Here is a 21,934-nt window from a genome sequence, read left to right on the forward strand (position 1 = left end):
ATATTATGAAAATTAAGCCTATACAAAGCTTACTAATAGTAGCCGTACTATTTTCTAGCTGTAAAGAGAAGCCGCAACAACAAAAGGAAAAACAAGATCTCCCTGTAAAAAATGTTTTACTAGAAAATTATAAAGGGCCTTATCAAGGTGTTCCTGCCTTTGATAAAATGGACGTTTCTATGGTCAAGCCAGCCATTACAGAAGGTATAAAAATGCACTTAGCAGAACTTGACGCGATTGCAAATAATAAGGAAGCGCCAAGTTTTGAAAACACTATTATCCCTTATGAAAAATCAGGAGCAGCACTAGATAGAGCATTTACATATTATGGAATATTTAGCAGCAATATGTCTTCTAGTAAATTTAGAGAAATACAAAAAGAACTCGCGCCTATCATCAGCGATTATTCTTCAAAAATTGCGCAAAACGAGACCTTATTTAAGCGCATTAAACAAGTTTACGATAATGCCCAACAAAATCCGCTTCCTACAGAAGAACAACGCACCCTACAATTAATTTATGAGTATTTTGCCATGAATGGGGCAAACCTTTCGGAAGCCGATAAGCAAAAATATGCCGCTATTAATAAGGAGCTATCAAAACTATACACTGCGTTTTCTAACAACGTTTTGGCAGACGAAGAAAACTATGTTGTTTACCTTACAAAAAAGCAACTAGGAGGTTTACCAGAATCTTTTGTGAAATCAGCGGCGCAAATAGCAACAGAAAAAGGTAAAGAAGGAAGCTACGCGATTACCAATACACGCTCCTCGATGGATCCTTTTTTAACATATTCTACCGAGCGTGAATTACGCCAAAAAGTATGGGAAAATTATTACGCCCGTGGCGATAATAATGATGAGTATGATAACAATAAAATAATTAAGAAAATACTTCAATTACGTGATAAACGTGTTGCTTTATTAGGTTATGATAATTATGCAGAATGGCGTTTACAAAATCGTATGGCGAAAAATCCAGAAAATGCGATGCAATTGATGGAAAAAGTATGGCCAGCAGCATTAGCACGAGTAAAAGAAGAAGTAGCCGATATGCAAGCCATTGCCGATAAAGAAGGAGCAAATATTACCATAGCACCTTGGGATTATCGTTTTTATGCAGAAAAAGTAAGAAAAGCAAAATACGACTTAGATAGCGAAGAAGTTAAACAATATTTAGAATTAGGAAACTTAACTCAGGCACTTTTCTTTACGGCAGGCGAGTTGTTTAATTATAATTTTACTCCTGTAAAAGAAGGAAGTGTTCCTGTTTTTCAAGAAGATGTAAACGTATGGGAAGTTACCGATAAAACCTCAGGTGATTTAGTAGGACTTTGGTATTTAGACCCTTATGCTAGAACAGGTAAACGTTCTGGTGCTTGGGCAACAACATATCGTGACAGAACAAAGCTTACAGGAAATAAACCTGTATTATCTTCCAATAACTCTAACTTTATAAAACCAGCACCAGGTGAGCCAGTATTGGTTTCTTGGGATGATGCCATTACTTTTTTCCATGAATTTGGACATGCTTTACATTTCTTAGCATCAGATGTAAAATATCCTACATTAAATGGAGGCGTAAGAGATTATACCGAATTCCAATCACAGTTGTTAGAGCGTTGGCTTTCTACCGATGAGGTTATTCATAAATTTTTACGTCATCACGAAACCAATGAGGTTATTCCTGCTGCTCTAGTTGAAAAAATTAAAAAAGCAGCAACCTTTAATCAAGGTTTTGCTACAACAGAATTTTTAGCTTCTGCCTTAATGGATATGAAATACCATACCATGAGTGATAAAGAATTGGAAATGCTAAACCCTAAAAAATACGAAAAAGAAACTTTAGCCGCTTTAGGAATGCCAAAAGAGATTGTAATGAGACACCGTACGCCTCATTTTGGACACGTATTTTCTGGGGAGGGTTATGCTACTGGATATTATGGTTATTTATGGGCAGATGTACTTACAGCCGATGCAGCCGAAGCTTTTGCCGAAGCTCCAGGTGGTTTTTACGATAAAGCCTTAGCGAAAAAGTTGGTAGACTATTTATTTGCTCCAAGAAATGCTATGGATCCTGCCGAAGCTTATAAAAAGTTTAGAGGACGTGAGGCTACTACCGATGCTTTGATGAGAGATAGAGGTTTTGCTCCTAAAAAATAGGCAAACATAAATACATTAGAAAAGAAAAAAGGATACTACAATTAGTATCCTTTTTTTGATAATCTAAATTCTATTTGACGATTTTGAGCGCCCATTAGCTGTACGTCTATGTTGTGTACGTGCATTTTTTGAAGAACTTTGTCTGTTGTTTTTTACAGCGTTATGATTTCGAGGGCTTCTTGTGGCCGCTCGGTTGTATTTAGGTTGATTTTGAAATTTAGTAGTATTAGTTCTATTACTGCTAGCGGTATTTCTTTTTCTAGAAGTGCGGTCATTGTAATCATAAACTTCCCTATTGCTAGAGGTTTTATTTAAATTGCTTCTGCCACGGTGATATGTAGTAACAGCATCTGAGGGCTTATAATAGCTGCGAGGATACGCATCTGTATTGTTTTTATAATACTTTTTGAAACTTTTATACGATTTTCGCTTTGGCTGATAGTAACTACGGTAAGGACGCGTGTATACAATGCGATGTTGAGCAGGCGGCTTTCTAAAATGCTTATGTTGAACTTTGTAAACATAAGTGCGGTTATACGGGTTTATGTAGCCTCGGTATCCCATAAAAATGCCTGCAGGATTATAAACCAAATACATGTTGCCAACACGTTGTAATCTTCCTAAGTTGTAATCGATAAAAATATTTCCTATTCTGCTTACTCTACCATAATAATCGTAAAAAATAGGAACGTTTTCTATTTGTATTACCGCTCCAAAATCATCGTATTGTATATAAGGATTATAATTGTACCCGCTATTAAAACTAATGTTTACGTGCGGAGTGTTGATAACCAACTGTGCATTAGGCTTTGAATTTTGAATATAAAAATCAAATTGCCCATCTGGATATATAGCAAAGTCTATATGTTGTTCTGTAAAAATAATCGCAGAAGGATAGGTGTGCGATTTAGGGTGTCGATTTGTGTTAGCAACTGTGACTATTCCACAAAATAAAAAACTGATAAGAATACTAAGCTTTTTCATACAAAATGTTTTATGTTATGGTGTGATTTGCAAGTATTATGCCGTTGTTGTTAATGCGCTGATAGTCAATCGATTTGTTTAAATAAGAAAACCTTTAGGATTTCCCTAAAGGTTTTCTAACTAACCAACCAAAATGAATATGAAATATGAATGCATATTCATGTATAATATTGCAAATACTGTGCCGTTTATAACTTCTCTTTTAGGTATTTAGCCGTATAAGATGTTTTATTAAGACTTACTTCTTCTGGAGTTCCGTAGGCAATTAAACTACCTCCGTTTTTACCGCCTTCAAGGCCTAAGTCTATCACATGGTCTGCGCATTTTACTAAATCCATTTGATGCTCGATAACCAATAGCGAATGTCCTACTTCGAGTAGCGCATTAAAAGATTTTATTAATTTTTGAATGTCATGAAAATGTAAGCCTGTAGTAGGTTCATCAAAAATAAAAAATGTTTTGTTTTTTGTTTTTCCTTTTCCTAAAAAAGAAGCCAGTTTAATACGCTGGGCTTCACCTCCCGATAGGGTAGAAGAGCTTTGCCCTAAACTAACATAGCCTAAACCTACTTCTTGTAAAGGCGTTAGTTTTTTTACAATACTATTTTCTTTATGTTCTTTAAAAAAAGCGATGGAATTATCGATACTCATTTCTAAAACATCGGCGATTGAATGTTGATGAAATTTAATTTCTAGAATTTCACTTTTAAAACGCTTTCCTTGGCATGCTTCACAAGTTAGGTGTACATCTGCCATAAATTGCATTTCTACGGTAACCTCTCCTTCGCCTTTACAAACTTCACAACGTCCACCATCTACGTTAAAGCTAAAATGTTTAGGCTGGTAGTTTCTGGCTTTAGCAAGACCTTGCTTGGCAAAAAGGCTTCGGATGTCGTCGTAAGCTTTAATGTAGGTAATGGGGTTAGATCGTGAGGAGCGCCCTATAGGGTTTTGGTCTATAAACTCTACTTGATCTATGCTTTTAAAATTACCTTGTACGCGGGTGCATTCGCCTAGTTTTTCGCCAAAATTACCAAGTTCTTTTAACAGAGCAGGGTAAAGAAGTTTTTTTACTAAGGTACTTTTTCCACTACCAGAAACACCTGTAATGGCGGTAAATACGCCCAAAGGAAAACGAACATCTATGTTTTTAAGGTTGTTTTCTCTTGCCCCAATAACTTCTATATATTCTACATGTGGGCGCCGATGTTTAGGAACTTCTATTTTTAAGCTTTGATTTAGGTATTTGGCAGTAAGGGAGTTAGATGTTAAGATGGTTTTGTAATCTCCAGTGGCTACTACTTCACCTCCAAAAGTTCCTGCTTCTGGACCGATGTCAATAATTTCATCGGAAGCTTTCATAATATCTTCATCGTGTTCTACGACGATTACAGTATTACCTAAATCTCGTAATGATTTTAATACTTCAATAAGTTTTTCGGTGTCTTTAGGATGAAGCCCAATAGAGGGTTCATCTAAAATATACATGGAGCCGACAAGACTACTCCCTAACGAGGTTGCTAAGTTGATACGTTGAGATTCACCGCCAGATAAAGTATTGGATTTTCTGTTTAGGGTTAAATAATTTAACCCAACATCGTTAAGAAATTGCAACCTGTTTTTTATTTCAATCAATAAGCGTTTGGCTATTTGTTGGTCGTGTTTAGTTAGTTTTAAGGTGTTAAAAAAAGCAGCAACTTCGTTTAAGGGAAGTTCTACCAAATCGGTAATAGCGTGCTTGTTAATTTTCACATAGCTGGCTTCTTCTCTTAAACGTTTACCTTGGCATGTGGGGCAAGCTGTTTTCCCTCGGTAACGTGATAACATTACTCGGTTTTGAATTTTATAGGCTTTTTCTTCTAGTTCCTTAAAAAAATCGGTTAGTCCTGTAAAATATTTGTTACCTGTCCATAGGAGTTTTTTATGTTCTTCAGAAAGCTCATAATAAGGTTTATGAATAGGGAAATCAAATTTATGAGAATTATTAATTAATTGATGTTTGTACCATTGCATGCTTTCGCCTCGCCAAGGGTAAATAGCATCTTCGTAAATAGAGAGGCTTGTGTTTTGAAAAACTAGGCTTTCGTCAAGACCAATAATATCTCCATAACCTTCGCAAGTTGGGCAAGCTCCATACGGGTTGTTAAAGCTAAACAGGTGTAGGTTAGGTTCTAAAAACTGCATGCCATCCAATTCAAATTTATTGCTAAACGAAGTTAATTTCCCTGTCGAGATATCTTCGATAAACAACTCTCCTTTGCCTTCATAAAAAGCTGTTTGTATGGCGTCGCCTAGGCGGTTGTAAAAATCTTCATCGTTTTTTGTTATAATCCTATCAATTACAATATAGCTTGTTTTTTTACTTGCTTTTGGGTTTTCAAGTTCGTCTATTCTTGTAACAACATCTTTGTGTTTTATTCGGCTATAACCTTGTTGTTGGAGTATTTTTAATTTTTCAGGGAAGCTTCTTCCTTTCTCTAAAATTATAGGTGCTAACAGTAATAACTTTGTTTTTTCAGGAAGTGCTTTTATGCTTTCTAAAACATCGGTTACGCTATGTTTTTTTACTTCTTTTTCAGAAACAGGGGAATATGTTTTTCCTATTCGTGCAAAAAGCAGTTTAAGGTAGTCGTAAATCTCTGTTGTGGTGCCTACGGTAGAGCGTGGATTGGTAGAATTTACTTTTTGTTCGATAGCAATAGCAGGAGCTATTCCTTTAATAGAATCGACTTTTGGTTTGTTTAAACGTCCTAAAAACTGCCTAGCGTAAGATGATAAACTTTCTACATACCTGCGCTGACCTTCTGCATAAAGGGTGTCAAAAGCTAAGCTTGATTTCCCCGAGCCAGATAATCCTGTAATTACAACTAACTTATTTCTAGGGATAACTACATCTATATGTTTTAGATTGTGTAGTGCGGCTCCTTGTATGATGATATTATTTTTCGGGTCAACTTCTTTTATAGAAACACTCATAGTATATATATTCTAATTCAACAAATATACTTAAATAAGACAGCCTTTTAAAAAGAATAAAAGCGCATTACAAATGTTAAATTTTTTAACTAAATGTATTTCTTAAAAAAAAGATTTATATATTTATACTTTCTAACAAACAAATTATAGCCTATAGCATACAATTACTTTATTAAGCACATTATATAGAAAACCAAAAAATCTTAATACCAAAGTAATTGATATGGGAAAGTTAAATACCACTGCCGATGCAGTATTAGTAAGTAGGTATATAAATGGTTGCGAAGCTTCTTTAGCAACCCTAATAGATAGGTACCAACAACGTATTTATAATTTTATTTTCTCTAAAGTTTTAGATAGAGATTTAACCGAAGATATCTTTCAGGATACCTTTATTAAAGTAATCCGAAATTTAAAACATAGAAAATACAACGAAGAAGGAAAATTTTTACCTTGGGTTATGCGTATTGCTCATAATTTAATCATAGACCATTTTAGACAATCTAATAGAATGCCTAAATTTGATGGTAAAGGCGATTTTAATATATTCTCTGTATTGGAAGATGAACACCTAAACGCAGAGAAACAAATGGTTAAAAGCCAGATAGAAAATGATGTAAGAAAACTAATCGATGAACTGCCCGAAGATCAACGAGAGGTATTGTTAATGCGTATTTATAAAGATATGAGTTTTAAAGAAATAGCTAACAAAACAGACGTGAGCATTAATACCGCTTTGGGAAGAATGCGTTATGCATTAATAAACTTACGTAAAGTAATAGATAAAAATAATATTGTTTTAACAAATTAGGTTTAGTATTCTAGAAAGAAAAGAAGTAAGAAAACAATATATAGTAAAAAAATGCGTTTTATGTTTAGTTTACTAACTAATAAATTAAATGTAGATGGCAGAACTTTACTTAAATAAAAACCCGCATGAAAATGCAAACCATTTAACCCCTAAAAAAGAAACAATAGCTTTTTTGTTGAGTTACTCAAAAGCTTTGCATGTAGCAACACATGAAAGTATAGCATTTGAAACCATTATTAATTGATAAAATCCTCAAAAAAATACCTGAACTATTTTTTTGAGGATTTTTTGTAATATTCGTTAATTACGGTTTTCCTACCAATAGTTTTGGTGATAATGTCTTTTTCTAAGTTCCAACCTCTAGCGGGAGAATATTCTCGACCATAAAAAATAATCCGCAAGTGTAAAGCATTCCATTGTTCTTTAGGAAATAAACGTTTAGCATCTTTTTCGGTTTGCTGAACATTTTTCCCAGACGATAATCCCCAGCGGTACATAAGCCTATGAATATGCGTATCAACAGGAAAGGTAGGAATATTAAAAGCTTGCGCTAACACCACACTGGCAGTTTTATGCCCAACCGCAGGTAATTCCTCTAAGGCTTCCATATCTACGGGAACTTCTCCGTTGTATTTTTCGATTAGAATTTCCGAAAGTCCATAAATTCCTTTAGCCTTAGTAGGCGAGAGCCCTACAGGTTTTATAATTTCCCTAATTTCATCTACACTTAGTCTTATCATAGCGTACGGATTGTCTGCACGGTCAAATAAAAGCGGTGTAATTTGATTTACTTTAGCATCGGTACTTTGGGCAGATAAAAGTACAGCAATTAAAAGCGTGTAAGGGTCTTTATGGTCTAACGGAATAGGTGTATGCGGATAGAGTTCGGTTAACGTATCGATAACAAAAGCTACTTTTTCTTGTTTCTTCATTTTTTTATATTTTTAGCAAAAATAAGCATTATGACAAATTTAAAACCAGGTGATAAAGCCCCAGATTTTTCTGGAACAGATCAAGATGGAAATTTACATAAACTAACCGATTATTCGGGCAAAAAACTAGTTGTTTTCTTTTATCCAAAAGCAAGTACACCAGGCTGTACGGCCGAGGCTTGTAACCTTCGTGATAATTGGAGTAAGTTTCAAGAAAAAGGTTATGAGATTTTAGGAGTAAGTGCAGATTCTGCACGCCGCCAAACCAATTTTAAAACTAAAAACGAGCTTCCTTTTCCGTTACTAGCAGATGAGGATAAAGCAGTTATCGAAGCTTTTGGAGTTTGGGGACCAAAAAAGTTTATGGGACGTACTTATGACGGTATCCATAGGACTACTTTTGTAATCGATGAAACCGGAACTATTAAGGAGGTAATCACAAAAGTAAAAACCAAGGCACACGCCGAACAAATACTTTAAGATTAGCTGTTATAAAAATCAAACGCGGCTTTTACTTGGGTAAAGGTAGCGTTACAATCAATAACAGGTTTACCAATAGCCTCGAGAAGTACAAACTGTATATTCCCGTGGCTATTTTTTTTGTCGTGTTGCAAAAGCTGGTAAATATTTTCGATATCGGTTTCGGTAAAAGTAATTTTAGGGAAACTTTGTAAAACAACTTGCTTAATTTCTTTGGCAGCAGCTTTTGAGAGCGAAGCGATTTCTACCGAAAGGTAGGCTTCTAAAACCATTCCAATAGCAATAGCCTCTCCGTGTAATAGTTTAGGAAGATTAGGATGATTAAAACAATAAGATTCTATTGCATGCCCTAGCGTATGCCCGTAATTTAATACTTTGCGAAGGTTGTTCTCGTGTAAATCTTTCGCTACGATGGTGGTTTTTATTTCTATAGAAGTTTTGATGAGTTCCATCAAATCTGCGGTAGTTAATTTATTTAGCGCCGATAGTTTATTCCAATACGCAGCATCATAAATAAGTCCATGTTTTAGCATTTCGGCTAATCCGCTACGCATTTCTTGTGGAGGTAAGGTTGCTAAAAAACTAGGGTCTATAAGAATTGCTTTTGCAGGATTAATAACCCCAACTTGATTTTTTAGATTTCCCAAATTAACGCCCGTTTTACCGCCAATAGCAGCATCTACCATGGCTAATAATGTGGTAGGGATGTTTATAAACGAGATACCCCGTTTGTAGGTAGAAGCTAAAAACCCACCTAAATCGGTAAGTACGCCTCCGCCTAAATTTATAAGTAAGGTTTTTTTATCGGCACCTAAATTTGCCATTGCTTCCCACAGCTGAAAGCAAGTTTCTATATTTTTATGCTGTTCTCCAACTTCTATTTCAAGTACTTCTACAGCAAGTGTAGTTTCTAAATTACTTAAAAAATAAGAAGAGCAATGCTGGTTAGTATTTGTATCTGTTAAAATAAAAATATTGGATGCCTTAAAAGTTTTAATAAAAGCCGCTAAACTTTTAAAAGTATCCTCATTATAAATAATTTTTGAAGAAAATTCAGGCAAATTCATAGTTCTTTTTTATAATTTTGGCTAAGGTACATACTTTTTTTCTTCTGTTTTAAGCTAATTTAAGATGATTTTTTATGCATAAAAATTAGTTGTAATTTTCTCTTAATAACTAATTGTTTTAAAGCAATCAAAGTCTATATTTGCCGCGATTAAATTCTAAAAAAATGGTAACTAAAATTTTTAATAATACGAAGCGAGCATTTTCGCTAAAAAGTGATGAAGAATTAAAAAAATCACTTTTCATTTTTAGAATGATGGACAAACCGATTATGGTAAGCATAGGTACAAAACTTACCAATTGGTCCCTTAAATTACACTTGCCTGTAGAAGGCCTGATAAGGAAAACCATATTTGAGCAATTTTGCGGCGGTACAAGCCAAGAAGACTGCATTCCTGTAATGGAAAAAATGTATACCAAAAATGTACATAGCACGTTAGATTTCTCTGTAGAAGGAGAGGAAAACGATGCCGCTTTTGATGCCGCTTTAGCAACAAAAATAAAATTGGTAGAATTTGCCCAAAAGCGTAAAGAAATTGCTTTTACGGTATTTAAACCAACAGGAATTGGACGTTTTGCGATATGGGAAAAAGTTTCACAGAAAGAAAAACTAACTCCAGAAGAAACGGCAGAATGGAATAGGGTTAAAGCGCGAGTAGATAAAATATGTAAACTGGCGTATGATCTAGATGTGAAAATTCTTGCTGATGCAGAAGAATCTTGGATGCAAGATGCCGTAGATTGGCTGATAGAAGAAATGATGGAAAAATACAATAAAGAAAAAGTTATTGTATATAACACATTGCAATGTTACCGTTGGGATAGGTTACAATACTTAAAAGACATCCATATAAAAGCAAAAGAAAAAGGCTATAAAATAGGCGCTAAAATTGTACGTGGCGCTTATATGGAAAAAGAAAATGAACGTGCCGAAAAACTTAATTACCCTACGCCTATATGCGAAGATAAAGAAGCTACAGATGTAAACTACAACACCGTATTATATTATAGCTTACAACACCTAGACGATATTAATTTGTTTATAGGAACGCATAACGAAGTTAGTGCCTATTTGGCAATGCAGCATATGGATGAGATGGGCTATGCTAAAAATGATGATAGAATTTGGTTTAGTCAGTTATTTGGGATGAGCGAACACATTACTTACAATTTAGCTTTAAATGGTTATAATACGGTTAAATTAGTGCCTTTTGGACCAGTTAGGGACGTTATACCATACCTTATTCGTCGTGCCCAAGAAAACACATCGGTTAAAGGACAAACAGGAAGAGAGCTGGCTCTTTTAGAAGAAGAACAGCACCGTAGAGATGGGCAATATGTAAAACGTGTAAAATAAATTCCTTAAAAAGATTTATATACATTTTCTGAGCTTTTAGGAATAGCTTATTTATTCATTGTTCATACCATACAAATTAAAAACTGTCGGGTTTTTCGGCATAACGAAAATTGTCTGTAAAATTTTCCACGAAAGAAGCGTTAAAATTTTAGGCTGTTTGAGTATTGGCTTACCAATACGAGTTCTCTAAAATTTAGCTTCCGAGTAATAAATTTAAGACAAGATTCGGCAGCCTAGTCTTTTTTGATTCGTTTTTTTATCGATGAAATCAACTTTGTTGATTCATGAACACTATTAGCAAATAAAGGATTCGTGAACTAGAAAAAGTAAGTGTACTAAAATTTATAAGGGTTTACACTATCTCTTGTTTTAACATAAAAAGTAGTGTGTATTTGAAGCTAACAGTTAAACGCAAATCGCCATATCCGTCAGGGCGTTGGCTACAATTTTGACAGAACAAAAAAGTTTATGATTAAATATTTAACATTTGGAATTTCAATATGCTTTATATCTTGGATTGTGGGAATGATTTTGAATAGTATTATTGTGAAAACGGAATACTACGAAAAATTATCACACTTGAACTTTATTGAGAGCAAGAATCTGAATAAAAAAATCGGAATTGGATATTTTAAATGGATTGTAAAAAACACCTTTTTTAAGTTTTTTAATCAGAAAATAAAACTTGAAAATAAAAATGTGGAATTGACTGAAATACGAAAAGAAATGACTATCGCTGAAATAAGTCATCTGATTGGATTTATTTTCGTAACCGGTTTTGCTGTTTATAAAAGTTTTACTCACAACTTATTATTCGGACTGACAATAATGATTGCTAATACTTTAATGAATTTATACCCTTTATTATTACAACAAGAAAACAAAAGAAGAATTGATAAACTTATTAATCGACAAATAAAAACTGTAGCCAACAAAGAACCGAGGTAAAAACCAAATAAATTTTATAGATTTCACTTAAACCCCTCTTGTTTTAACATAAAAGTTGTATATATTTGAGGGTATCACTTTAATGCAAATCGTGATATTCTTCAGGGCGTTGTGTGCAATTTGCGCACGTTACCAAGATTTGGTATATTTGTTGAAAACAATATCCAAAATGGGAAAAAACACATCAATATCACTCGGAAATCATTTTGAGGAATTCATTAAAGAAGAAGTCAAATCTGGAAGATACGGTTCTGTTAGTGAAGTTATTCGTTCTGCTTTAAGACTTTTAGAACGCGAAGAAAAAAAAGAAAAAGAACTAATTAAAGCTCTCGAAATAGGAGAACAAAGTGGATTTGTTGAGAATTTTGACTCAAAACAAAATCTGAAAGAATTACATCGTCAGTACTTATGAGTAAAAACCAATATCGAATAAGTCAAGAAGCGATTAAGGATTTAAAAAATATTTGGGTTTATACTTTGAATAAATGGTCTAAAGAACAAGCGGATAGATATTATGACCTAATAATTTCGGAAATTGAATTCATTGCTGATAATTATATGACCGGAAAATCGGTGGAGCAAACTCGAAAGAATTATCGTGTGACTGAAATAAAATCTCATCTGATTTTTTACAGAAAAGTAGAAAATGATATCGTAGAAATTGTTAGAATTTTGCACCAACGAATGGATACTAAAAAACGACTGAAATAAAAAAACTGCATACAATTACACAAGCCTATAACTCTGTCTAAATTGATATTATACAAGCCGTTTTAAGTGGCTTTGTTTTTTATCGATAAAATCAACTCTGTTGATTCATGAACACCATTAACAAATAAAAGGTTTGTGAACTAAAAAAAGTAAGTAACTAAAACTAATTATCCGTTCATTTTGTCTTGACAAAAAACTGATTAAAAACAGACGAAAAAATCACTGTTTTTTAGATAAAAACAGGCCTGTAATAACAATAAAATCTATTTGTGTTGATACAGTTATTTTAAGAGAAATAAACTTCTTTCCTTATTGTTTTCTCTTATCAAAACCGCAGCTAATTTATGTTGAGGCTACATAAAGGCTATAAAAAATGAGTTAATTGTTTTATTTTTAAGCAAAGTGACTTGTTTCAGGGGAAAAAAGCAGTAAAACAAGCTATATTAAAGGATATATTTAAAGGCTTATCACTATTTTGCTCTGTATAAATAGTTGCCTATATTTGAAATTACAACTTCAACAAAAATTATAATATCTATCAAGGCGTTACCAATAATTTAAAACATAACTGGATTGTTATCAATACTACATACTGAAACAAAAAATTTTGCAGAAAATTATAGCATACCAAGATACGCTATCATTTTGTTGGAAGATGCCAATGAGTTCTCTATCGATTTTGTGAATTATAAAAATGAACGAAATTCCATCCTTTTTTTATCTCCATATCAAAATCTAAAATGGTTCGGAAAATCATCTCAAAAGATTAAATTAATAGAATTTCACGGTGACTTTTATTGTATTGAATACCATAAAAAGGAAGTTGCCTGTAATGGCTTGTTATTTAATAATATTTATTCTCAACCCTATATTTTATTGGGTGCGTGTAAATTTGGGGAATTGGAAGAACTTATCGAGAAAATGGCGATTGAAAATAAAAACAAAATAACTTTTTCTGATTCGGTACTAAAATCTTATCTACAGTTACTTTTGGCAATATGCAGTAGAGAAAAAGCATTACAAATTGATGATGCACTCATAGAACAACCTTTTGAAAAGCAACTATTTAAATTTCAACCGTTACTAGAAGAACATTTTATACAACAACGGGCTCCTTCTTTTTATGCCAACGTATTGGCAATGTCTACTTCCTCCTTTAGCAAAAAAGTAAAACAACAATTTGGAAAAACCCCTACAAAACTAATTCAGGAGCGTGTTGTTTTAGAAGCCAAGAAGCAATTACATCTCACCTATAAATCTGTCAAAGAAATTGCAACGTTGCTAAATTTTGATGACAAATATTACTTTAGCCGCTATTTTAAAAAGGAAGTAGGACTTTCACCTTCACAATTTCGGCAAAAAGTAGGTATTTCTGTCGTGGCAAAATAATACATCTTTTTTCAATTATTGTCCATTTGTTCAAAGAAAAGCATGTTTTATCTTTACAGAAAACAGTTTTAATATGAATAGATTAATAGAATTTTTAAGTAATAACCATTATAATTTTATAAACGCAATACGCGTAGCAATTTTTATTGTAATGGCATGGATTGGAGGGTTAAAAGCATTTCAATATGAAGCAGATGGTATTGTTCCATTTGTAGCAAACAGTCCGTTTATGAGTTTTTTCTATAAACACGCCAATGATGTAAATGTCAATGAGGAAGGAAAAACAGTAGCAGCATATAAACTACATAAAAACCCCGAAGGCAAGATGGTTGCCAATAATATTGAGTGGCATCAATCGAATGGAACATATATATTTTCTTATGGTTTAGGCACTCTTATTGTTATCATAGGAATAGTTACACTTTTAGGCATATGGCTCCCGAAAATTGGACTTTTAGGAGGATTATTGACCTTTGGAATGTCTATTGTTACACTGTCATTTTTAATTACTACACCAGAAGTTTATGTTCCTAATTTAGGCGGAGATATGCCCACCCCTCATTTTGGATTTCCCTTTCTCTCTGGAGCAGGTAGACTAGTTCTAAAAGATGTTATTATGATGGCAGGAGGTTTAATTATTGCATCGGATTGTGCTAAAAGAATAAAGAGTGTATCTAACAAAAACCTAAGTTAAAAACAAGTATTGTTACGCTGTTTTAGGTATATTCATTTTATCTTGGTACAATCCAAACCAAAAGGGCAAGCCTGTTTTTAGGAAATTTTTAAAAGCGAGTTTAAAACCGCTGCTAAATCTGGCGTTTCATGCTTTGTCTTTGCTTTGCAAAGACGCACTTCCACTGGATTTACAGCTATTTCTGCAAAACTGTCGGGTTTTTCGGCATCACGAAAATTTAGCTTCCGAGTAATAAATTTAAGAAAAGATTCGGTAGCCTAGATTTTTTTTATTATACTTTTAAATTAAACTCTCTTAGGGTTTTACATCTCTTCTTGTTTTAATATAAAAATGGTGTAGCCAATAGCTTTTACTCAAACATGGCGTTAATTTTTTGTTCAAATTTCTTATCACTAACCTTTAGGATTTCTTCTAATAAATCAGTTGGAGTAGGCTTCGCGTTAGGATATTTATGTTGCTCCAAAAAAGTTCTTAACGCTAAATTTAACCGATCTTCTCCAATCAATTCACTTAATTCCACAAAAACTATGGCGCCCTTAGAATAGGCAACAAAAGCATTATCTTTAGTGGCTTTCAACAAAGAAAGGTTTTCGTTAAAACCTTTTTCGGCATCGTAGATTTGCAGGTGAATGGCCACACGTTCCAACATGTTGTCTTTGCCGTACATTTTTTTGTAAATCATCATTTCGGTGTACATCGCCAAGCTTTCGGTTAGCATGGCATAACCTTCTCGGTAATCGGGATCAATTTGGTTGGTGCCCCACCAAAAATGTGCCACTTCATGCCCTGCCAATTCATTGATAACATCCTGATTATGGCTGTCTTCTATATTGGCATGAAAGATCATGTGTTCTGTCATAAAAATCACGCCGGGATAAGCCGTTCCTGCAAAGCCTTGTGTAAACGAGGAAACTTCAGCAAATTGTACAGAGGAAAAAGGATAAGGCCCAAAGTATTTGGTGCAATAGTCCAATGAAAGTTTGGTGTTTTCTATGAGATGGTTCACATTATTTTCGTGCAAAGGATGGTATAAAACCTCAATAGAAATGCCTTTGTGTTGCACTTTTTTAACATGGTAGCTGGCAGAAGAAACCGCAAAACGAAACGGAATGGCATTTGCCTGGTACTGGTAATAATTCCTATTGGCGTCTTGCCATTGCTTCTTTAATGCACCCGTACCAACAGCAATTTGATTCTTATCGGTAGAAATCTGCATGTCTAAACGAATAAAATCATCTACAGCGGTTTTTGGAGCGTCCAACGGCTTCATTTGCGTCTCTTCCCCCAATGCATGTTGTTTTCGAATGGTTTTATCTGAAATTTCATTGTCGGCATCGTAACCAAATTGTGGAAAATACCGACTAATTCGCATAAATGACCCATTCGCTACAATCGCATTAAAGGGATTATGGCCATTAACAGCCTGCCATTTATAGGTCAATTCAAATTCCAGTTTTGCCGAATCCTGTGCTTGTAAAGCGTGTTTTAATTTTAATTCTGAGATGGAACCATCTAGCATGATGGTATCATTTTTATAACTAAATAAAAGCGATTGGATCTCAAAGTCTTTCGGAACACTAACAAGAATAGAATCTATAGCTTGGTTGTGGGGGTTTACCAACCAATAATTGCCTTTTATTCGGTAAGCTTGTTCTTTAGGAAACAAATCGATTTCGGTGACAACCTTTTTTATCGTGGGCTGTGGAAGGTTTTGGTATTTTCGGTAGTTTTTTTCGTAAGTGACTTTTTCCAAAATAGCAGCCTCCTTATCTTTAGGCTCATAGCCTTCTAAAAAAGAAAAACCACTAAAAAACGCCATAAATCCACAAACAATAAGGGCAACCATTTTGTTTTTTCTTTTGGCTGCCGTTTTGATTAAATGAGAAACGAAAAATAGCAGCCCAACCAGAGAAAATCCAAAAATTAGCCGCCATAAAAACATTTTTAAGTAAGGCCCGTAAGCTATAAAATCGCTATAAGCACCTTTGTACCCAGATAATACTCTAAACAACGGATTGGAAATGATATTTTTTGAGATGGGTGTCACAAACAATAAGAAAAACAAGATGGAAATCCCTAAAGCAATCGACTTGTTTTTGCTCCTACTATTCAAAAAAAGCAGTATTAAGGAAAGGAGTATAAGTGGTAACGTATTAAAAACAAAAACACCAAAATATGCTTGCCAATCAATGTAGGTGTATTGAAAAATAAGCTGAAAAATAATCGCTTCCAACAGCATTAAACCCGTAAGAAAGACAACCAATAACACCATGCTTATGCTGTGTGCCAGTAATCGTTCTCTTGCATAATAGGTGGTGTTTTGGATGATAGAAAACCCACTGGCGTTTGCACGCCAAAACACATCATTTGTAAAGTAAACCACCACCAATGCCCCAATAAAATAAAATGTTTCATTAATGGTTTGAGCCAACAGTCCTGAACTGGCATATTGTTGTGGCAGTCTAATTCCCATATCAATATCGCCATACATTTCCACACCCACGTAAAATAAGAGCAATACTGAAGCCGAAATAAGCGGAATGCTTTTAAACAAATAAATAAGATCGATTTTCACAAAAGAAAACAGCGCTTCCTGTCTTGTTTTTGAATTAAATAAAGTGCTTGCTGTAGCAAATGGAGCGTCTAAACGTTTGGTCTTTTTAGATGTTAATGCCGTGTTTTTCTTTTTTGACTTTTGCTTAAAAACCGGTAAAAACGAGAATGCACGAATGCCCAGCTTTACCATGATTAATGAAAGAAAAATAACAAACAGGCGATTGAGCAATAGCACATTGGTAAACGAAACGGTGCTATGGTTTCTTTGAAAAACATCAAAAGCTTTGGCTTCATAAAAGTAAGCCGACAGCCCAAAAACATCGGTTATGGCCGATATTTTTTGAGCCAATAAAGACTGCGGTAGCGATTGTGCCATAAACGGCGCGTTTGAAAACATCAACACAATCATATAGGTTATATAAAGCATTAAACCTGCAATAGCCACCAATAATTTATTCTGAAATTTTTTCGCACAAAAAAACAGGATGCTGCATACCAACAAGCTATTTACTACCCCAAAAATCAAAAAAGGATACACATAATGCCACAGCTGAAACCCTGCGAGCATTTTAGCATCTGTTTGCACATGCAACCCGATAACATAACCAAGCATTAAAGTAAAAAAGCTAAATACAGTAAGCAAAAAGAAGGATAAAAAGCGGGCTAAAGCAAAGTCACGTTTCTTTATTGGTGTTGTAAAAACTATCAAACCAAAATTAGTATCACCTTCCTTAAATAACCCTGAAAAAGCCAACAGCGTTGCCATTAAAATAATAATCAAGCTTAACAAACCTGTCATAAATCCAACCGAATAGGGCGCATTGGCAGCAATTCCATCACCAATATTAATATTGAACTTATAACCTGCAAAAAAGCCTAAAACCAAATAAGCCAGCAAAGCAAAACGAGTAGCTGTCTGTTTTAGCGAGCTGTATATATCGTTACTTAAAACCGTTTTCATGTTGCACTATTTAAATGAGTGAAGTAAGCGTGTTCTAAATTTGGCACTACCGCCTGAAACCCGGTTGGGCAGGCATCTGCATAAACGGTTATGTGCATCACCTTTTCAATAAATTGTTTGCTGATAACTTTAAAATTCGGTTCCAGTTTAGGGAGTTCGTTTTTGTTTGTGGCTTTTTGCCATAGTTTTCCGTGCAACGCATTAATAAACTGATTTGGATTTCCTTCGGCCACAATGTTTCCTTGTTTTATGATGGCCATTTGCGAACACAGATTGCGTACATCTTCCACCAAATGGGTGGATAATAAAATGATGATATCTTCACCTATTTCGCTCAACAAAGCATTGAATCTATTGCGTTCTTCCGGATCTAAACCCGCTGTGGGTTCGTCCACAATAACAATTTTCGGGTCTCCCAATAAGGCTTGAGCCACACCAAAACGTTGTTTCATTCCACCGGAAAACGTATGTACCTCTTTGTTTTTGGCATCTGTTAAATTCACTTTATCCAGAAGAGTTATAATTTGGTCATGCCGCTCTTTTTTGTTGTGAATACCCTTTAACCTGGCCAAATGCTCCAACAAATCGTAAGCCGAAACTTTAGGGTAAACACCAAAATATTGGGGCAAAAACCCCAGCTGTTTTTGTATTTCCAATGGGGTTTTTACAATGTCTGTGCCGTTGAAAAACAGTTCTCCTTCCGATGGTTTTTGTAAGCCTACAATGGTTTTCATAAGCGAAGATTTCCCTGCGCCGTTAGGCCCTAGTAAACCAAAAACACCGTTTGTTATGTCTAAATTTATGGCATGAAGCGCCTGGTATCCATTGTTGTACACAAGGGATACATTGTTAATTTTCAATGTATTCATAAGGTGATATTTAAGGAAGCGTTAGTCTACATAGTCTATGATGTCTCCGGGTTTACAATCCAGGGCTTCGCATATTTTTTCTAAAGTTTCAAAGCGAATGCCCTTGGCTTTTCCATTTTTAAGTATCGATAAATTTGCAGGTGTAATGCCAATTTCTTTAACCAATTCTTTACTCTTCATCTTTCGTTTGGCGAGCATCACGTCTATATTTATTACAATTGGCATAGTCTAGATATATAAGTCTTGTTCGTTTTGTAAATGCAATCCTTGGTTGAATATTTCTGACATAAAAAACACAAAAACACCAAGAACAAGATGTAGGATAATGATTACAAACATTTCGTGTTCTATTGGTATAAAAAACGATGTGAAAATGGTGAGTACAGTCGGCAGAAATATATTGACAAGGTAAAACCGCCTTAGATGCACGATGTTTTCTGAAGTAAATAACTTGTCTTGGTAAAAAACCTTAAAAACATTAGACAGCAACCAAAAAAACAAACCATACCCAAAAACAGGAATCAAAAACGAAAAGATTAAATAGGTTGTATTGCTATCTAAAATTAAAAACGCCTTTTCTGTAAAAGGATAGGTGATGATTGTTTGCTCATTTTTGAATTGTAAATGGGTGTTCGTTAGCCAACTTAATGCTCCGTATATCCCAGTAACTATATACAAGCCTGCCAATATTCTTGTAATGAAATATAAGATTTTGGAGATAATCATCGTTTTCTGCATAGAATAAAATTTAATTTATTTCTGTAAATGTATAAAAAAATATCGTTTTACGATAATTATTTATTTTTTATGATAATTTATTTTCGTGTTTATTCAAGAAAAATAAGCCAATAGATTAGACTGAATTTTAGTTTTCTGGCATCACGAAAATTGTTTGTAAAATTTACCACGAAAGAAGTGTTAAAATTTTAGGCTGTTTGAGTATTGGCTTACTAATACGAGTTCTCTAAAATTTAGCTTCCTAGTAATAAATTTAAGACAAGATTCGGTAGCCTAGTCTTTTTTGTTACTTTTTACGACAATGAAATCAACTTTGTTGATTCATGAACACCATTAGCAAATAAAAAGTTTGAGAACTAAAAAAAAGTAAGTACAATAAAGTTTATTATTCGTTCATTTTGTCTTGACAAAAAACAGATTAAAAACAGACGATAAAATCACTGTTTTTTTAGATAAAAACAAGCCGATAGTAACAATAAAATCTACAGGTTATTTATACCATTATTTTACGAAAAATCAGCCTTTAGTTTTACTCACGTTTTTCCCCTATCAAAGCCATACCTAGTCCACACCTAGTCCATACCTAGTCTAGGGTGAGACCACAAATTGTCCACTAAAAAATGGGCTGATTTTAGTTTAGCTGTGGTTTATATATGGTGTAAAAATGACATATTTATAGGCTATAAAAAGCTATTAAAAATAGAGCCCCTAACAGAAATATTCTTAGCCTGTTTTTTTGAGGGTTTTTATTAAAAAAACAAGTAAATTTTATATATTTTAACCAAACCCTCTTAAGCTTTTTACACCCCTCTTGTTTTAACATAAAAAGTTATATATCTTTGAGGATATATACAAGTTGTAAAACATTTGAGAAAATTGAAAAAATTGTCCAATCGATATATTATTTTATCTTTTTTTCTGTCACTCGGATTAAATTCCTGCGATAATCGGACTCAAAAAAAGTTTTTCGACAAAATTGTTTATGATACATATCATTCAAATTACGAAGGAATAATTACTAATAAATATATCGATAAATACAATCATGCTAGACCTGTAGTTGTATTAGAAGAACAAATATTTGGTAAAAAGCAAATGGATTTTATGTTCGAAAGTTCCGATCTTTTTGACTTTTTCAAAGTTGGAGATACAATTATTAAAAAGAATAAGTCTTTAACAATAAATATTAAGCGAAAAAATATAGATACAATCATTAAGTTTAATTTTAGTAACGTTAAAGGCAATGAAAAATTTTACTCTGAAAACCAATACCTAACGCAGGATTAAATAAAAAAACGTTTTACAACACCGTATAAAAAAAATTGCTAGTTTTAGCTAAACCAAAGTTAGTTGCCCGTTTGCTAGCTTCTGATTTTCCTTCGGAAAATCCTCGCACACAAACACGCAACTTTCCTTATACAAACACGTTGCCAGTAATACGAAAAACTGAAAAATTGATGAAGATAAAATTTACAATACTTATTTGCTTTCTATTTTTAACAAGCTGTGGTCAATCCCAAACTGAAAAAGTAACGGGAAACCCAACAAATGATTTACCGAAATTATTTGACCAAAATTCAGTCTCTGTTGATATAATGGATGAACTAAAAACTGACCCAAAACAATTGGAACTGACAGCTAAACTTCAAAAAGCATTTCAAGAAAATTATGAATGGTTTCAAAATTATATCAAAACAGCTGAAAAAGGGAAACCACTAAAATATCATCCTAACTTTGGAATGACAGAATCTGAATACAATGAATATTTAAAACTTTCTGAACAAGTAGAAGTCGTCTCAAGTGGAAAAGAAATAGTTGAAATTAAAAAAAATGCAGATAGAATAAACTTTATTGGTCAAGACAAAACTTCTATTTTCAATGACTTAACCATTGATTTAAAAAACAACAAAATTTTATTTAAGAATTACGTTTTGTCTTTTGTCAATGAAATTAATGTATCAGATAATGACAACGGTCTTAAAAGCAAATGGAGAGGGTATAATTGGGAGTTTGTTAACCCTAAACTGACTGAAGAAACTGACATACAAGCTTTGGATGAATTTACTTCTATTACTCTAACTATTGGTCAGTTAGAAAAAAATGGAAAAATCTATATGAAGATTAAGGAAAGAAAAATGGTTAATGGATTAAAGACGATGGACAATCAAATACCGATAATGTTTTGAAAAAAGTACTACTGGCAACACTGGTAACCGTTGCACAAGCCTATAATTTTGCCTAAATCGATTTTATATAAGCCGTTTTAAGCGGCTTTATTTTTTTACTAGTTGAGCGAATAGTT

General features: G+C 33.7%; 20 protein-coding genes. 12 read left to right on the plus strand and 8 right to left on the minus strand.

What is annotated here, in order from left to right; translation table 11 throughout:
• The first annotated feature begins 5 nt into the window (after nucleotides 1-5).
• Nucleotides 6-2,162 (plus strand): M3 family metallopeptidase, encoded by a 2,157-nt coding sequence (locus tag GGR32_RS09475; protein ID WP_183477959.1) that lies wholly within the window; start codon nucleotides 6-8, stop codon nucleotides 2,160-2,162.
• Between the two features lie 63 nt (nucleotides 2,163-2,225).
• On the opposite strand, the gene GGR32_RS09480 is transcribed toward GGR32_RS09475, so the two are convergent.
• Nucleotides 2,226-3,146: a hypothetical protein gene (locus tag GGR32_RS09480; protein WP_183477960.1), complete on the minus strand. Its 921-nt coding sequence runs from the start codon at nucleotides 3,144-3,146 to the stop codon at nucleotides 2,226-2,228.
• Between the two features lie 188 nt (nucleotides 3,147-3,334).
• Complete coding sequence (uvrA, locus tag GGR32_RS09485) at nucleotides 3,335-6,121, minus strand: excinuclease ABC subunit UvrA (protein WP_183477961.1); 2,787 nt, start codon at nucleotides 6,119-6,121, stop codon at nucleotides 3,335-3,337.
• 223 nt (nucleotides 6,122-6,344) lie between these two features.
• Here uvrA and GGR32_RS09490 point away from each other — a divergent pair, with 223 nt between their 5' ends.
• Together GGR32_RS09490 and GGR32_RS09495 are read left to right on the plus strand one after the other, a co-directional pair.
• Entirely contained in the window at nucleotides 6,345-6,932 is a 588-nt protein-coding gene (locus GGR32_RS09490; RefSeq protein ID WP_183477962.1) for an RNA polymerase sigma factor, read from the plus strand.
• Between the two features lie 94 nt (nucleotides 6,933-7,026).
• Nucleotides 7,027-7,176: a hypothetical protein gene (locus tag GGR32_RS09495; protein ID WP_183477963.1), complete on the plus strand. Its 150-nt coding sequence runs from the start codon at nucleotides 7,027-7,029 to the stop codon at nucleotides 7,174-7,176.
• Between the two features lie 25 nt (nucleotides 7,177-7,201).
• Here the strand turns inward: GGR32_RS09495 and nth are convergent, their stop codons facing one another.
• Complete coding sequence (gene nth, locus GGR32_RS09500; protein ID WP_183477964.1) at nucleotides 7,202-7,864, minus strand: endonuclease III; 663 nt, start codon at nucleotides 7,862-7,864, stop codon at nucleotides 7,202-7,204.
• A gap of 30 nt (nucleotides 7,865-7,894) precedes the next feature.
• Between nth and bcp the strand changes: the two genes are divergently transcribed.
• On the plus strand, nucleotides 7,895-8,344 hold the full coding sequence (bcp, locus tag GGR32_RS09505) for a thioredoxin-dependent thiol peroxidase (RefSeq protein WP_183477965.1): 450 nt from the start codon (nucleotides 7,895-7,897) through the stop codon (nucleotides 8,342-8,344).
• Nucleotides 8,345-8,346: 2 nt separating this feature from the next.
• Here the strand turns inward: bcp and aroB are convergent, their stop codons facing one another.
• On the minus strand, nucleotides 8,347-9,411 hold the full coding sequence (gene aroB, locus GGR32_RS09510; protein ID WP_183477966.1) for a 3-dehydroquinate synthase: 1,065 nt from the start codon (nucleotides 9,409-9,411) through the stop codon (nucleotides 8,347-8,349).
• 164 nt (nucleotides 9,412-9,575) lie between these two features.
• On the opposite strand from aroB, the gene GGR32_RS09515 reads away from it, so the two are divergent.
• The 6 genes from GGR32_RS09515 to GGR32_RS09540 all read left to right on the plus strand — a co-directional run bounded on the left by GGR32_RS09515 (nucleotide 9,576) and on the right by GGR32_RS09540 (nucleotide 14,508).
• The gene (locus GGR32_RS09515) at nucleotides 9,576-10,766 is read left to right on the plus strand and encodes a proline dehydrogenase family protein (protein ID WP_183477967.1); all 1,191 of its coding nucleotides are present in this window, start codon (nucleotides 9,576-9,578) and stop codon (nucleotides 10,764-10,766) included.
• A gap of 468 nt (nucleotides 10,767-11,234) precedes the next feature.
• Nucleotides 11,235-11,714: a glycosyl-4,4'-diaponeurosporenoate acyltransferase CrtO family protein gene (locus tag GGR32_RS09520; protein ID WP_183477968.1), complete on the plus strand. Its 480-nt coding sequence runs from the start codon at nucleotides 11,235-11,237 to the stop codon at nucleotides 11,712-11,714.
• Between the two features lie 169 nt (nucleotides 11,715-11,883).
• On the plus strand, nucleotides 11,884-12,126 hold the full coding sequence (locus GGR32_RS09525) for a type II toxin-antitoxin system ParD family antitoxin (protein ID WP_183477969.1): 243 nt from the start codon (nucleotides 11,884-11,886) through the stop codon (nucleotides 12,124-12,126).
• Complete coding sequence (locus tag GGR32_RS09530; protein WP_183477970.1) at nucleotides 12,123-12,425, plus strand: type II toxin-antitoxin system RelE/ParE family toxin; 303 nt, start codon at nucleotides 12,123-12,125, stop codon at nucleotides 12,423-12,425. Before GGR32_RS09525 ends, GGR32_RS09530 begins: the two co-directional genes overlap by 4 nt.
• Before the next feature lie 573 nt (nucleotides 12,426-12,998).
• On the plus strand, nucleotides 12,999-13,814 hold the full coding sequence (locus GGR32_RS09535; RefSeq protein ID WP_221403715.1) for a helix-turn-helix domain-containing protein: 816 nt from the start codon (nucleotides 12,999-13,001) through the stop codon (nucleotides 13,812-13,814).
• Nucleotides 13,815-13,887: 73 nt separating this feature from the next.
• Nucleotides 13,888-14,508 (plus strand): DUF417 family protein, encoded by a 621-nt coding sequence (locus GGR32_RS09540; protein ID WP_183477971.1) that lies wholly within the window; start codon nucleotides 13,888-13,890, stop codon nucleotides 14,506-14,508.
• Nucleotides 14,509-14,857: 349 nt separating this feature from the next.
• On the opposite strand, the gene GGR32_RS09545 is transcribed toward GGR32_RS09540, so the two are convergent.
• From GGR32_RS09545 to GGR32_RS09560, 4 genes are read right to left on the minus strand one after another with little or no spacing between them, the layout of a single operon-like run.
• The gene (locus tag GGR32_RS09545) at nucleotides 14,858-18,025 is read right to left on the minus strand and encodes a M1 family aminopeptidase (RefSeq protein ID WP_183477972.1); all 3,168 of its coding nucleotides are present in this window, start codon (nucleotides 18,023-18,025) and stop codon (nucleotides 14,858-14,860) included.
• On the minus strand, nucleotides 18,022-18,894 hold the full coding sequence (locus GGR32_RS09550) for an ABC transporter ATP-binding protein (RefSeq protein ID WP_183477973.1): 873 nt from the start codon (nucleotides 18,892-18,894) through the stop codon (nucleotides 18,022-18,024). Before GGR32_RS09550 ends, GGR32_RS09545 begins: the two co-directional genes overlap by 4 nt.
• A gap of 21 nt (nucleotides 18,895-18,915) precedes the next feature.
• Nucleotides 18,916-19,119: a helix-turn-helix domain-containing protein gene (locus tag GGR32_RS09555; protein ID WP_183477974.1), complete on the minus strand. Its 204-nt coding sequence runs from the start codon at nucleotides 19,117-19,119 to the stop codon at nucleotides 18,916-18,918.
• A gap of 3 nt (nucleotides 19,120-19,122) precedes the next feature.
• Nucleotides 19,123-19,632, minus strand: coding sequence for a DUF2975 domain-containing protein (locus tag GGR32_RS09560; RefSeq protein WP_183477975.1), 510 nt, complete (start codon nucleotides 19,630-19,632; stop codon nucleotides 19,123-19,125).
• 876 nt (nucleotides 19,633-20,508) lie between these two features.
• On the opposite strand from GGR32_RS09560, the gene GGR32_RS09565 reads away from it, so the two are divergent.
• Both GGR32_RS09565 and GGR32_RS09570 read left to right on the plus strand, forming a co-directional pair.
• Nucleotides 20,509-20,919 (plus strand): hypothetical protein, encoded by a 411-nt coding sequence (locus tag GGR32_RS09565; RefSeq protein ID WP_183477976.1) that lies wholly within the window; start codon nucleotides 20,509-20,511, stop codon nucleotides 20,917-20,919.
• A 35-nt stretch (nucleotides 20,920-20,954) separates the two neighbouring features.
• Nucleotides 20,955-21,818 carry a hypothetical protein gene (locus tag GGR32_RS09570; RefSeq protein ID WP_183477977.1) on the plus strand — a complete coding sequence of 288 codons (864 nt, stop codon included), beginning with the start codon at nucleotides 20,955-20,957 and terminating at the stop codon, nucleotides 21,816-21,818.
• Nucleotides 21,819-21,934 lie beyond the last annotated feature (116 nt).

The sequence above is a fragment of the Mesonia hippocampi genome, assembly GCF_014197445.1.
GTDB classification, from domain to species: domain Bacteria; phylum Bacteroidota; class Bacteroidia; order Flavobacteriales; family Flavobacteriaceae; genus Mesonia; species Mesonia hippocampi.

What these genes read in the sequence shown, in the direction of transcription:
- GGR32_RS09475 (WP_183477959.1), top strand. Translation starts at nt 6, where the DNA reads ATGAAAATTAAGCCTATACAAAGCTTACTAATAGTAGCCGTACTATTT.
- GGR32_RS09480 (WP_183477960.1), bottom strand. Translation starts at nt 3,146, where the DNA reads ATGAAAAAGCTTAGTATTCTTATCAGTTTTTTATTTTGTGGAATAGTC.
- uvrA (WP_183477961.1), bottom strand. Translation starts at nt 6,121, where the DNA reads ATGAGTGTTTCTATAAAAGAAGTTGACCCGAAAAATAATATCATCATA.
- GGR32_RS09490 (WP_183477962.1), top strand. Translation starts at nt 6,345, where the DNA reads ATGGGAAAGTTAAATACCACTGCCGATGCAGTATTAGTAAGTAGGTAT.
- GGR32_RS09495 (WP_183477963.1), top strand. Translation starts at nt 7,027, where the DNA reads ATGGCAGAACTTTACTTAAATAAAAACCCGCATGAAAATGCAAACCAT.
- nth (WP_183477964.1), bottom strand. Translation starts at nt 7,864, where the DNA reads ATGAAGAAACAAGAAAAAGTAGCTTTTGTTATCGATACGTTAACCGAA.
- bcp (WP_183477965.1), top strand. Translation starts at nt 7,895, where the DNA reads ATGACAAATTTAAAACCAGGTGATAAAGCCCCAGATTTTTCTGGAACA.
- aroB (WP_183477966.1), bottom strand. Translation starts at nt 9,411, where the DNA reads ATGAATTTGCCTGAATTTTCTTCAAAAATTATTTATAATGAGGATACT.
- GGR32_RS09515 (WP_183477967.1), top strand. Translation starts at nt 9,576, where the DNA reads ATGGTAACTAAAATTTTTAATAATACGAAGCGAGCATTTTCGCTAAAA.
- GGR32_RS09520 (WP_183477968.1), top strand. Translation starts at nt 11,235, where the DNA reads ATGATTAAATATTTAACATTTGGAATTTCAATATGCTTTATATCTTGG.
- GGR32_RS09525 (WP_183477969.1), top strand. Translation starts at nt 11,884, where the DNA reads ATGGGAAAAAACACATCAATATCACTCGGAAATCATTTTGAGGAATTC.
- GGR32_RS09530 (WP_183477970.1), top strand. Translation starts at nt 12,123, where the DNA reads ATGAGTAAAAACCAATATCGAATAAGTCAAGAAGCGATTAAGGATTTA.
- GGR32_RS09540 (WP_183477971.1), top strand. Translation starts at nt 13,888, where the DNA reads ATGAATAGATTAATAGAATTTTTAAGTAATAACCATTATAATTTTATA.
- GGR32_RS09545 (WP_183477972.1), bottom strand. Translation starts at nt 18,025, where the DNA reads ATGAAAACGGTTTTAAGTAACGATATATACAGCTCGCTAAAACAGACA.
- GGR32_RS09550 (WP_183477973.1), bottom strand. Translation starts at nt 18,894, where the DNA reads ATGAATACATTGAAAATTAACAATGTATCCCTTGTGTACAACAATGGA.
- GGR32_RS09555 (WP_183477974.1), bottom strand. Translation starts at nt 19,119, where the DNA reads ATGCCAATTGTAATAAATATAGACGTGATGCTCGCCAAACGAAAGATG.
- GGR32_RS09560 (WP_183477975.1), bottom strand. Translation starts at nt 19,632, where the DNA reads ATGCAGAAAACGATGATTATCTCCAAAATCTTATATTTCATTACAAGA.